We start from the raw sequence: 12,621 nt of genomic DNA, 5'->3' as shown, positions 1-12,621 counted from the left end.
GAACCTTGAATTTAAACTCCGCTATTATTTGAATTTTTTCTTAAAACTGAACTTAAGCCTGTTCATCAGACCTGGTTCAATAATATCAATTCCCAGCCCGAAATTGCTGTCAGCAATGGTATGATGATCTGTTCTGAACTGTTCAAATTCACTTTGCGGAATTTCAATATTGATGAGAGGATTGTATTCAATAAATACACTTGCCCCATTCTTACTTATTTTTTTACGGCTTTTATAGTCAAAATACGGATTGGTAATGGTACTTTCCTGAACTGTATATTTTTCTTCAGTATCAATTTTATGATCTGTATGCAGGTTGATCTCATATTTCTCACTGTCGAAGTTATGCCAGAACGGTAAATCTTTATGCATAAAATCCCGTGCACCTGCCTTTATTACATTTCGGTCAAAGTACATCAGAAAACGGTTTTTCTGTGGATCTACAAAATAAGGATTCTCTACAACAGCAGAATATTGAATCCTAACTTCATTCAGCTTTTTATCATCGCTTACCACATCAATAGCAGCATCTTTGAATACATTTCGTACATCTGTACCGTTTCTGTCACCGGAATAATTAAGTGCATAGAAAAGGAAACTGTTCCAGCTGTCTATGATTTCTCTTTTGTTGGTACTTTTAAAATACCTTCTCATTGCATTGGCTCTGCTTCCTTTGTAAGTTGTGGACAGAGTAAACTTTCCGACATTCCCCTGTACATTGAAATCTACTTTTTCATCAATGCAGAAATAAGGAAATTTATAGGACTTTCTTACCTGCAGTTCCTGATCTTTTTTCACTTCCAGATAATGCATAAAGTACATGAATCCTCTGTTCTCTATCAATCCGAATTCATCACGAATCGTAGCATCAATAAAATACTCCTGACCTTTATAATTCACTTTTACCACAACATGATTGAAACTTAACAATGACGGAAGGTAATATTTGATATAATAATCTGTGTTGAAATTCACCAGTACAACGGAAGCATCCACACCAATATAATCTAGGATCACTTTTAACAAAACTGATTTCGCCTTACAATCTCCCTGCTTATTTTCATAGGTTACAGACGGTGCCTGTGGCTTATGCCCATTCATTTCATCAGCATTGAAGATATAGTAGATATGATTCTGAACATATTCTATGGCAAACTGAAGCTTTTCATCTTGATCAGTAATAGCATCCAGCTTTTCTATCAGGTTCGGCGCAAAATCCTGTAAGGAAGAGGTATTGAAAATCTCATCATAAATAGGCACAATATAGTTGGAAAGATCTTTCCAGCTGTTTTCAGTAGCAAAATCCACATAAGGGAAAATCTCTCGTCCGGAATCTACAGGATTAATATAATTCTGTTCTTCGATTACAAACCGCTCCCCTTTTTTCAAATGATTTACTTGTGGCTCAAGAACATTACCCTGCTCATCTCTGAAAAATGTCTTTTTATAGGCAATTGTCTGCTCACGCTCATTGATGAACGTAAATTTAAAACTGCCATAAGCCCAGTAATTATCCGGACTTACCCATACATATTTTGAGAATTCCTTTCTTAGGAAATCCCGGTCTGTAAATTCTTTAATTCTTGAATCTTCTAAAATCAGTACATCATACAGCCTGAGGTCTTTAATCGTAATGTTGATCTTTTTATTACTGCTTAAAACCCCTCCGCTGCTCTGGTTTTCACTGTCAAGAACTTTAATATTTGTATCCGGAATTTTATCTATCAGCACCCCGTCTCTCAAAACACTGATCCTGTGAATCTGATAGACTTCATTTTCCTCCACAATAACGTCAGACACAGAGGCTCTCTCCAGATTTCCCGGCTCATTCAGCGTATAAGCCATACAGACATATTCACTGTTTTCCGTATTGCTGGTATAATATTTTTTGTCTAAAAAGTAGCAGTAGTCACGGCCTTCATCGATTTGTCTTTTAGCAAATTCGGAGTCTTTGATTCGGTTTATTATTTCCTCATCCCCAATATTTCCTGCCCACATTTCAGGTTTTTGAATCCTGTAATTTTCAACTTGCATTTGATTATCCATATTTATTGTAAGAATTATGTTTTGTGGTTAGTGTTTAAGAACTTCAAATTAAATGATTAAAAAAATAAAAAGCAATAGCAGAAATACTACAAATTGCGGAAAGCCAGGTTCGGCATGGTAATTGCGAGGTATGGGGAAAATCAAGTTTATGAAAAGTATAGCAACAATTCTAAAAGGGGCAGCTCCCGCATTAGCATTATTCGCAATGACACAGTGTACAACCACAGCCAATGCATCCGCAGGTGATGAAGCAACCTTTATCGTAGGGCCGCAAACAGCAGACTGTACAGGTGTAGCTCCTATGAAATGTCTGCAGGTAAAAGAAAGCACTTCCGGAAACTGGACTAATTTCTACAGCAATATCGAAGGATTTACCTATGAACCAGGGTATGAATATGTTTTAAAAGTAAAAACAGAAAAAATTCCCAATCCGCCAGCTGATGGATCTTCCATAAAATATACTTTGGTAAAGCAGGTTTCTAAAACGAAAAAAACAGAAATGGCAGCCAATGAAAAAACACTTATCGTAGGACCACAAACGGTAGACTGTTCTGCTGGAGCTGGCCGTATGAAATGCATGCAGGTAAAAGAAAATGCTTCTGAAAGCTGGACCAATTTCTACAGCAACATCGAAGGTTTCACCTATGAACCGGGTTACGAATATGTTTTAAAAGTAAAAACTGAAAAAATCGCGAATCCGCCGGCAGATGCTTCTTCAATTAAATATACACTGATAGAACAGGTTTCTAAAACGAAAAAATAATAAAAAAGCTCCTGAAATTTTCAGGAGCTTTTTTATTTAAGTTGGAAGAACGAAGTCAGAAGTTATTTTGGACATTCGGAGAAAGTCAGCCAATCATTCATTCTTAAATATTCCTTTTTTATCTTAAAATCCAGTTTCTTTTTGAGGAGGCTCAGGATATTTTCCTTTTGTAGCCTCTCCTACTGTGTTTGCAGTTGTCATAGCTACTACAAGATCATTCAGCATTCCACTGGCCGCTGTAGGCGAATTGGGAAGAAGTACAAGATTACTTCTGTTGCTTGCTCCCACAGAATGCAGGGTATCATAATGCTGCGTTACTACAATAAGCGCTGATGCTTCATGTGAATTGATATCCACATTATTCAGCATTCTTACGGATTCTTCAAGTCCTTTTGCAATTTCTCTTCTTTGGTCGGCAATCCCCTGCCCCTGAAGCTTCTTAGATTCTGCTTCTGCTTTTGCAACAGCTACAATTCTGATTCTTTGTGCTTCGGATTCATATTCTGCAGCTGTTTTTTCTCTTTCAGCAGCATTAATCCTGTTCATGGCATGTTTTACCTGTTCATCCGGATCAATATCCGTTACCAAAGCTTTGATAATATCATATCCATAACTGTTCATAGCTTCCTGAAGCTCACTCTTTACTGCCACAGCAATATCATCTTTTCTTACAAAAACATCATCCAGCTTCAATTTAGGAACCTCAGCACGTACCACGTCGAATACAAAAGACGTAATTTGATTTTCAGGATTTTCCAGGCGATAGTATGCATCTCCTACCTGATTTCTGATCACCTGATACTGAACGGAAATTTTCATTTTGATGAAAACGTTGTCCAAAGTTTTGGTATCAATCATCACATCTAGCTGTTGAATTCTCAGATTCAGTCTTTTAGCAATCTGATCTATAATTGGCAATTTAAGATGGAGCCCTGAATGTTTTACTCCCTGAAATTTTCCAAAGCGTTCGATAATAGCTGCTGTTTCCTGCTTAACTACAAAGAATGAAGCGAACAAAATAATAAGCCCAAAGAAAATAACGGGTGCTAAATATATTCCCATAGTTTTTAATTTTTTTAATATGTCGTTATAAATCCTGTTTTGTTAAAAACATTTCTACCTGTGTTGCTTAAATATAAGAAAAATAAATAGATGCCTTACAATATAATCCTCTGGGAATCAAATGCAGAAATTATTGATTATTTTTAAATTAAAATTATCCTGAAAAAACTTACTTTTGAATATTCATTGCATATCATGGTCAATTCCAAAGAAATATTAAAGGATCACATCTCTAAATTCACTTCTCTTACTGAAGAACAACTTGACTATGTTTTTGAACATTTTAATCTGATTACTTTAAAAAAAGGGCAAAGCCTTATTTCTGAAGGCGATTTCGTAAATCATGAATATTTCGTTCTGGAAGGCTGCCTGAAAGCATTTTATCTTAATGACAGCATGAAAATGTTTATTCTTCAGTTTGCTATGCCTACCTGGTGGGTGACAGATTTTGATGCACTTTACAGTAAAACCAGGGCAACCATCAATGTAGACTGCATCACAAATGCCAAAATCCTTTCTATTTCCAACGAAGACAGGGAAAAAATCTGCAGTGAAATTCATGAGGTTGAACATTTTTTCAGATGGAGAACCAACAAAGGATATGTCGCGGCACAGAAACGCCTGCTTTCTTTCATGAATAATGATGCTAAATTCCGATATGAGGAACTTTTAGCCATGTATCCTCAACTGTACAATTTGGTTCCTAAACACCTTATTGCTTCTTATCTTGGAGTGACCAGAGAAACTCTGAGCAGACTCCATCAATAATCAGCCTATTTAAAACTATTGACTTCCTTCTCTATTTTGTGAGGTACATCACGTAATTTTCTCTTTCAACCGGCTGAACTTTGTGTCAATATTTAAACCAATAAAAATGGACACAAAAAATTTTAAAGTCAATAAAGAAAACAGTACCATTGACTGGATCGGAAGAAAAGTAACCGGCGCTCACAATGGAACAATCGATGTAAAAGAAGGAAACTTTACGTTCAAAGACGAAAAATCCATCTCTGGAAAATTTATCATTGATACCCGTTCCATCAAAATCCTTGACATCGAGGATGCTGAAACCAATGCTCAGTTTGCGAATCATCTGGCTTCTGATGATTTCTTTAATTCTGAACAGTTTCCCGAAGCTTATTTCGAGATCACTCATACAGAACCGAGTGATGAGAATCTTTATTATGTGAAAGGAGATCTTACGATAAAAGGCATCACACATCCTATTGATACGAGTCTACAGATCGTAAAAACGGATAATACAGCTGTTTTAGATACTAAAATTGTAATTGACAGGACAAAATTCAACATCAAATTCAGATCTTCCAATTTCTTCACCAATCTTGGTGACACCTTGATCTACAACAATTTCGACTTAAACATTCATCTTGTTGCAGAGGCTTACTAATGTAATTCAACTATCAATAATTTTTAAAATTTACCATCATGCCATTCATCAAAGTAGATGTGCTTCGCGAAGATCTTAACCGCGAAACAAAACAACAATTAATCAGAAAAATAAGCGAGGCTGTAACTTCAGTTTTGAATAAGGATCCTCATTTGACCCATATTGTCATCAACGAAATTGAAGATGATAACTGGGGATATGCCGGAGAACAGGTTTCAGTGTTAAAAGAACAAGGATTTTCAACAGAAAAAAAATAAATCAGAAATGAGAAAACAAACCGTAATTATAACAGGTGCATCTTCAGGAATAGGATTGGAAACTGCCCGTTATTTCTTAGATAGAGGTGATAATGTAATCATCAATTCACAAACAGCATCCAAACTAGAAGAAGTATATCATGAATTGGGAGCCGGAGAAAATCTGGCGATGGCTGCCGGAAATGTATCAGAGAAATCAACAGGAGAAGCTTTGGTAAAAACAGCACTTGAAAGATTTGGATCAATCGATGTACTTGTCAACAATGCAGGAATTTATGAGAACAAACCTTTCCTGGAAGTTACTGAAGACTATCTGGACCGTTTTTTAACAACGAATCTGAAAGGAACATTCTTCACCACGCAGGCTGTGATTCCTCAAATGATTAAGCAAAAAGACGGAGTAGTTATCAATATAGGAACGCCGTTAGTATACCATTCGATTGCGGAATCTCCTTCTACAGCGCCTATTTCGAGTAAAGGAGCTATTCATGCCCTGACTTTGCAGCTGGCTGCAGAGTTTGGAAAAGAGAATATCAGGGTCAATACGGTTGCTCCGGGTTTAATCAGAACTCCGATGCATGGTGCTGGTCTTGATAATAATGCCGGAATGCACCTCATCAATCGTATTGGAGAGCCGGAAGAAGTTGCTCAGATGATTCATGCGATTGCTAAAAACAAATTAATTTCCGGAGCTATCATCAATGTAGACGGAGGAATGGGAGCCGGACATCATTTATCATGAAACTATTATTAATCATTGCATGGCTGCTCAGCTTTCCGTTGAGTGGTCATGCACAAAAAGCAAAGAATATGAACACCAAGCCAGCAACTGAAACTGAAATAAGAAATATCATTGAAAATTATTATTTCAAAGGGATTTATGAAGGGAATACTGAACTTCTTACAAAAGCATTTTATAAAGGAGCTTTAGTCTTTGGAGATGTAGATGGAGTTCCCTACTTCAAAACTGCAGAACAATATATTGAAGGAGTTGGAAACCGTATAAGTCCGGAGAAATCCGGAAAGGGATTTAAAGCTGAAATTGTATCAATTGACTTCATTAATTCGATTGCTGTGGCAAAATTAAACGTAAGAATGTATGATTTTAATTATTATAATTTCATAACTTTCAATCATATAGACGGGAAATGGATGATTATAAACAAGACATTGACCAACGTACACCCTTAATTCAAATTTTTAATTTAAACCGATACAATCATGTGGAATAAAAATAGAATTACGGAATTATTAGGAATTGAATATCCCATTCTGCAAGGTCCTTTTGGCGGAGGTCTTTCCACCGTTGAACTCACAACAACAGTGAGCAATTTTGGCGGATTGGGAGGTTTCGGAGCCTATAACCTCTCACCGCAGGAAATATATGATATTCACAGAGAAATACAGTCGAAAACAGACAAACCTTATAATCTTAATCTCTGGGTAAATGATCACGATATCACTAGCGAAGAACATACAAAAGAACAATATCAAAAAGCTGTTGAAATCTTCAGACCTTATTTTGATCTTCTGCAAACGGATATTCCTGCACTTCCACCTTCTTTTGAATCGAGATTCCAGAATCAGCTGAATGTTATTTTTGATATTAAGCCTAAAGTTTTCAGCTTTATGTTTGGGCTGCTTAGTGAAAACCTCATCGAAGATCTTCATCGTCAGGGAACGGTAGTGTTAGGAAATGCAACAACGCTGGATGAGGCAATTGCTCTGGAAAAAACGGGCGTTGATGCTATTGTAGCTTCCGGGTTTGAAAGTGGCGGCCACAGACCTTCGTTTCTGGATCAGGCTGAACTTTCTACAACGGGAACTTTTGCTTTAATTCAACTGATAAAGGATCGTGTAAAAATTCCGGTTATTGCAGCCGGAGGAATTGCTAATGGCCGTGGAATTGCCAGTGCTTTCACATTGGGAGCTGATGCGGTACAAATCGGAACGGCTTTTCTGGCTACTGAAGAATCCGGAGCACTGCCCATTCATAAAGAGTTTTTATTTTCAGATGCAGCAAAATCCACCACTTTAACCAGAGCGTATACCGGAAGATTAGGACGCGGAATTACCACAACAATTGCAAGAGATGTATTGACAGCAACTGATAAAACACTACCATTTCCGTTACAGACACATTTTATGGGTGCGTTGAGAAAGGCTGCTTTGGAACAACAAAAGAATGATCTGGTTTTTTTCTGGTCTGGTCAGATCGCCCCACTTTTGAAGCATAAAAAAGCCTCCACTTTAATGCAGTCATTAATAGAAGAGGCTTCTGAATTATTACAATAAATAGAATTTACACAGTCATTCCGATGTCTATTCCTTTAATTTTTCTATATAAATCGGTAGCGTAATTATCTGTCATCCCTGAAACGAAATCAATGACCCCAAGAACTTTCTGATAATCGGTTCCGTCATTGTAAATAAATTGCTTTGGAATTAATTTCAAAGCTTTTTCATCATAAGACTTTCTATTGTCTTCCGGTTTCAGAATGGAAGGAATAAAATGATCCAGCAATTCATACATTACATTATACCCCGCATTTTCAATTTCAACAACTGCTTTGTGATTGTAAATTTTTTCTACCGAGAAACTTTCAATATCCTGCAGTGCTTTATTTTCTTTTTTATAGATATCAAGTAAACCATTACCAAGATTTCCTTCGAGAATTGTCACAAAATTATGTTTGTACATCTCAATCGATTTATTGATTAATGCATTGATTACTTTCGCTCTTAAGTAAGAAATCTGTTCGTTCTCATTGGAGATAGAGCTTAACTTTGTTTCAATTCTCTTAACATCATTTGTTTCAGATTTTACCAGTTCAAAAAATAAATTTTTACAGTCTGCTGTTGAAACAATTCCCAGTCTGTGAGCATCTTCCATATCAATGATATTGTAGCAGATGTCATCAGCCGCTTCTACCAGCCATACAAACGGATGTCTTTTGAAAATATGAGGTTCTTCACTTTCAGAAATAAGCTGGGTTCCTTTGGCAATTTCCAGGAATATATCTTTTTCATTTTGGAAAAACCCAAACTTCTTCCTGTGAATGATTCCTTTTTTCTTTGCAACCGCTTCACACGGATATTTTGCAATACTTGCCAGTGTAGAAAATGTAAGCTGAACACCTCCTGCATCTTTCCCTTGCTGCTGCTGAGCCAGCACCCTGATGGCATTGGCATTTCCTTCAAAATTTACCAGATCCGCCCACTCCTTTTCATTGAACTTTGATTTCAGGTCTTTTTCATTTCTTTCAAAATAACTTGCAATAGCATCTTCCCCGGAATGTCCGAAAGCAGGGTTTCCCACATCATGACATAAACATGCGGCTGCAATTACATTTCCTAGATTATAGAGATAAAAATTCTTTGAATCTTCAGTAAGTTCGTTTTTAAAATCTTCAGCAATAAATTCACCGATAATACTTCCTAAACTTCTTCCTACAGATGATACTTCCAGAGAATGCGTAAGCCTGTTGTGTACAAAAACACTTCCGGGAAGAGGAAAAACCTGCGTTTTATTCTGCAGTCTTCTGAAGGCAGAAGAGAAGATAATTCTGTCGAAATCCCTTTGAAAATCAGTTCGCGAAGCTATAGTCTGTGGATTATTTCCTGTACGTTGATTGGTGAAAATCTGGTTTAAATTCATCATTTTTCAAAATTACTCCAAATTTTAATTGTACGGAATAGTATTTAGATTTTTATTAAACAGATCTGTCATTCAAAAAATCTATTATAGTAAACGTTTTTTAGGGATCGGAAAGCTTGAGGAAATATTCTACATTTGATACGACTAATACAATTGAAGAATACTTATGATTCTTCTTCATGTAAATTTTAAATTCTTTTTACAATGACGGACAACACATGGCTCAACAGATGGGACGAAAGGTATAACAGCGAAGAGTTTGCCTATGGAACAGAGCCCAACAATTATCTGAGAGAACAGCTTAGTAAATTACAACCAGGCAAAATACTTTTTCCTGCAGAAGGTGAAGGCCGAAATGCCATTTTCGCGGCTACAAAGGGATGGCAGGTTTCAGCTTTTGATATCAGTGCGAACGGCAGAAATAAGGCTTTACAGCTAGCGGAGCAACAAGGAACCACGATTGATTATCAGGTTGGAGAACTTTCAACTTTAAATTATCAGACAGATCAGTTTGATGCTATTGCTCTTATCTATGCTCATTTTCCGGGTGCCATTAAATCATCCATACATCAAATGTTGAATCAATATCTGCGTAAAGGCGGTTTTATTATTTTTGAAGCTTTCAGTAAAAATCATCTTGAATATATAGCAAGGAACGAAAAAGTAGGCGGCCCGAAAGATATTGAATCTCTATTCTCCATTGAAGAAATTAAAGCTGATTTCCCTGATTATGATAGTATTGAATTAGAAGAAACAGAAATAGAGCTCAATGAGGGACTGTTTCATAACGGGACGGGTTCAGTAATCCGCTTTGTAGGACAAAAGCTGGTATAATTTTATTTTTTTTGGCTAGAGCTGTTGAAGTGGAGATTGTTTTCATTAGACGGCTTTAGCCCATGGTTATTTTCTTTTTCTACTGCAGATTATACGGATTTTCACAGATGATGATGTATATTTTTTAGCCTGATTATTATTACTCATTGCTCATTACCTATTACTTATATTCTAATCTGAGTTCAGGAGCCCTCCGGCAAATTTTGTGAAAAATTCTGATCTGTATACTTCTCCAAGAGGGATTTCAGAGTCTTCGATGTATATATTATGATTATCAAATGAGTCTATATAGTTCATATTCACCACGTAGGATTTGCTCACTCTGATGAAGGTTTCACCGGAAATTTTCTGATGAATGGTTTTTAAATTCATTGCAGTGATAAGCTTTTGCTGCTTTGTATGAATGACTACATAGTCTTTAAGTCCTTCTATAAACTTAATGTCTGAAAAACTGATTTTATAGAATCTTCGTTCTGCTTTGATGAATAAAAAGTCTGCGGTATTAGATTCTACGGTATTTTTTACTGTGTCCTTGGATAAAAGTTCAGTGTAAAGTATGGCTTTATCAATTGCTTTTTCCAGTCTTTGGGGATCAACAGGTTTCAGAAGATAATCAACAGCTTCCAGTTCATAGCTCTTCAGTGCATATTGAGAATAGGCTGTTGTAAAGATAATCAGGGATTTTTTCGGAAGCATTTCTGCGAACTCAAGACCTGTTACCATAGGCATTTCTATATCAAGAAAAATAAGATCTACATCATTATCTTTAAGAAACTCGAGTGCAGACGGAGCATTGGAAAATTCGCCAAGGATATCAATACTGGAAATTTCAGCAATCAGTGACCTCATTTCGGATCTTGCCAAGGGTTCATCATCAACGATAATACAATTCATCACACAGGAATTTTTAAATTTACAATATATTCTTTTTCACCGGATTCTATCTTCAGGTCAAAAGTATCACCATAGAGAAGTTCCAGTCTTCTGGTAATATTGACGAGCCCAAGTCCACTGTTTTTATTGTCTGAAACTACATAATTGCCACTTATTGAGTTCACACATCTGAAATAAAGCTGTCTGTTTTCAATATTAATTTCTATTTTCACATAAGATTCTTCTCCACTGATATCTACACTGTGTTTCACAGCATTTTCAACGAAAGTAGTAAACAAATTCGGAGGAATAAATGTGCTGCTGGTCATTCTTTTATCAACATCGGTTTGAATATCAAAAGAAAAATTATCACGCCTTATTTTTTCAAGGTTTAAAAAGTTGGACAGGAAATCAATTTCTGAGGTCAGTAATGTCTTTTCCTCACTGTTTTCATACAGCTGATATCTTAGAAACTCGGAAAGTTTTACAATCACTACCGAAGCTTTTGCCGGATCTGTTCTTATAAGTGCTTTTACATTATTCAGCATATTAAACAGAAAATGGGGATTAATCTGGTTTCTGAGCTCATTCAGCTCCATACTCAGAGTAAGATTGCTAAGTTCATTGATTCTTTTATTATCATTAATCCATTTCTGCAGAAGCTTTATGGTTGTCGTTGTCAGAATAATCGGAATACACATCAGAACGCCTTCATAGATTCCTCCTCTTTCATTATCTTTCGGAATATATTGTGTTCTGAAATCCTCAAACAGATATCTGAAACTGTACCCAATAAAATTAAGCCCTACAACTCCCATCAGAACAAGCAAAACAAGATAAGTCACGTATTTTGTTTTAAAGAAAAACCGTGGAACCAATACATATATATTAATGTAAACCATGGCGATCAGAATAGTATACACAAAAAACAAAACATAGTATTGATATATTCCTGAATACCAATGCCAGAATCTTGCACTGTACAGCAAAAAGAAAAAGAAGATCAGAAACAGCAGATGTCTCCGGAACCCATACTTCGCTTCCACCAAAAAATCCATCACAAAGGTTTCTTCAAATTTCCACGGACTGTATTTCATAGGACAGGTTCATTTTATCATTAACAAAAATAGACAATAACGGAAATTACAACTATTTTATTATACAAAACCTGCATTTTATTATACCAATTATAATGTTCCTGGATTTGGTATAAAATACCGGCCATTTTGTATAAAAACAAATTTACGCTCTCCTTTTCTCTATTCCTTTGTACCGTAAAATGAACACATATGGAATTAACAGCTTTTCACGAACTAACTCAGGAAATATCATTGGAATGTTTTTTTATGACAGAATCTCAACAGGAAGAAAAAGTAATACAGCTCATTGATTTGCACCATTTTGTAGAATGTTTTGACCCAAAAATGAAAATTCTCAGCTACCTCCATCATCCTATTAATATTGTGGAACATAATGGAAATAAAAAGGGAATCCTATTCTGTGATCTCAAGCATTCTACTGTTCCTGACAGCAATGCTTCTGAAAAGTTCAGAAGAAGATACGGGCTTTCAGAACTCTGGTTTGTTTTTGTAGAGGAAACATTTGTACCGGATACGGCCGGCTACACTGATGCAATTATTGAAAACAGTCTGGATATCTTCTATGACAGAATTTTTACATTTAATTTTTTCCAATCTGTAATTCAACCTTTAAAATAAAC

General features: G+C 36.0%; 14 protein-coding genes. 9 read left to right on the top strand and 5 right to left on the bottom strand.

The genetic code is table 11. The annotated features are described in order from the left end of the window. Positions 1-24 precede the first annotated feature (24 nt). On the bottom strand, positions 25-2,034 hold the full coding sequence (locus tag OL225_RS06120; protein WP_407297739.1) for a hypothetical protein: 2,010 nt from the start codon (positions 2,032-2,034) through the stop codon (positions 25-27). 160 nt (positions 2,035-2,194) lie between these two features. Between OL225_RS06120 and OL225_RS06115 the strand changes: the two genes are divergently transcribed. Then, positions 2,195-2,809: a DUF4377 domain-containing protein gene (locus OL225_RS06115; RefSeq protein WP_264517644.1), complete on the top strand. Its 615-nt coding sequence runs from the start codon at positions 2,195-2,197 to the stop codon at positions 2,807-2,809. Positions 2,810-2,932: 123 nt separating this feature from the next. On the opposite strand, the gene OL225_RS06110 is transcribed toward OL225_RS06115, so the two are convergent. After that, on the bottom strand, positions 2,933-3,871 hold the full coding sequence (locus OL225_RS06110; RefSeq protein WP_047377557.1) for an SPFH domain-containing protein: 939 nt from the start codon (positions 3,869-3,871) through the stop codon (positions 2,933-2,935). 195 nt (positions 3,872-4,066) lie between these two features. On the opposite strand from OL225_RS06110, the gene OL225_RS06105 reads away from it, so the two are divergent. The 6 genes from OL225_RS06105 (at position 4,067) to OL225_RS06080 (ending at position 7,831) form a co-directional block, all read left to right on the top strand. After that, entirely contained in the window at positions 4,067-4,639 is a 573-nt protein-coding gene (locus tag OL225_RS06105) for a Crp/Fnr family transcriptional regulator (RefSeq protein WP_047377558.1), read from the top strand. A 106-nt stretch (positions 4,640-4,745) separates the two neighbouring features. After that, positions 4,746-5,279: a YceI family protein gene (locus tag OL225_RS06100; protein ID WP_264517643.1), complete on the top strand. Its 534-nt coding sequence runs from the start codon at positions 4,746-4,748 to the stop codon at positions 5,277-5,279. A gap of 38 nt (positions 5,280-5,317) precedes the next feature. After that, positions 5,318-5,536 carry a tautomerase family protein gene (locus OL225_RS06095; RefSeq protein ID WP_047377560.1) on the top strand — a complete coding sequence of 73 codons (219 nt, stop codon included), beginning with the start codon at positions 5,318-5,320 and terminating at the stop codon, positions 5,534-5,536. A 7-nt stretch (positions 5,537-5,543) separates the two neighbouring features. After that, entirely contained in the window at positions 5,544-6,278 is a 735-nt protein-coding gene (locus tag OL225_RS06090; RefSeq protein ID WP_264517642.1) for an SDR family NAD(P)-dependent oxidoreductase, read from the top strand. Then, a complete protein-coding gene (locus OL225_RS06085) occupies positions 6,275-6,727 on the top strand; it encodes a nuclear transport factor 2 family protein (RefSeq protein ID WP_264517641.1) in 453 nt (150 codons plus the stop codon). The genes OL225_RS06090 and OL225_RS06085 overlap by 4 nt, the downstream gene beginning before the upstream one ends. 30 nt (positions 6,728-6,757) lie before the next feature. Further along, entirely contained in the window at positions 6,758-7,831 is a 1,074-nt protein-coding gene (locus tag OL225_RS06080; RefSeq protein WP_264517640.1) for an NAD(P)H-dependent flavin oxidoreductase, read from the top strand. A 7-nt stretch (positions 7,832-7,838) separates the two neighbouring features. Here the strand turns inward: OL225_RS06080 and OL225_RS06075 are convergent, their stop codons facing one another. Continuing rightward, positions 7,839-9,194, bottom strand: a complete 1,356-nt coding sequence (locus OL225_RS06075) for a deoxyguanosinetriphosphate triphosphohydrolase (RefSeq protein WP_047377679.1) — start codon at positions 9,192-9,194, stop codon at positions 7,839-7,841. Between the two features lie 204 nt (positions 9,195-9,398). Between OL225_RS06075 and OL225_RS06070 the strand changes: the two genes are divergently transcribed. Further along, positions 9,399-10,028 carry a class I SAM-dependent methyltransferase gene (locus OL225_RS06070; protein WP_047377564.1) on the top strand — a complete coding sequence of 210 codons (630 nt, stop codon included), beginning with the start codon at positions 9,399-9,401 and terminating at the stop codon, positions 10,026-10,028. A gap of 171 nt (positions 10,029-10,199) precedes the next feature. Here the strand turns inward: OL225_RS06070 and OL225_RS06065 are convergent, their stop codons facing one another. Beyond that, positions 10,200-10,922, bottom strand: a complete 723-nt coding sequence (locus OL225_RS06065) for a LytR/AlgR family response regulator transcription factor (protein WP_255815755.1) — start codon at positions 10,920-10,922, stop codon at positions 10,200-10,202. Then, a complete protein-coding gene (locus OL225_RS06060; RefSeq protein WP_264517639.1) occupies positions 10,922-11,998 on the bottom strand; it encodes a sensor histidine kinase in 1,077 nt (358 codons plus the stop codon). The genes OL225_RS06065 and OL225_RS06060 overlap by 1 nt, the downstream gene beginning before the upstream one ends. A gap of 192 nt (positions 11,999-12,190) precedes the next feature. On the opposite strand from OL225_RS06060, the gene OL225_RS06055 reads away from it, so the two are divergent. Beyond that, a complete protein-coding gene (locus OL225_RS06055) occupies positions 12,191-12,619 on the top strand; it encodes a hypothetical protein (RefSeq protein WP_264517638.1) in 429 nt (142 codons plus the stop codon). The last annotated feature ends 2 nt before the right edge of the window (positions 12,620-12,621 follow it).

It is taken from the genome of Chryseobacterium viscerum (assembly GCF_025949665.1).
Lineage (GTDB): Bacteria > Bacteroidota > Bacteroidia > Flavobacteriales > Weeksellaceae > Chryseobacterium > Chryseobacterium viscerum_A.
Note: the sequence above shows the minus strand (reverse complement) of the source record. Positions and strands in the feature narration are given on the sequence as shown.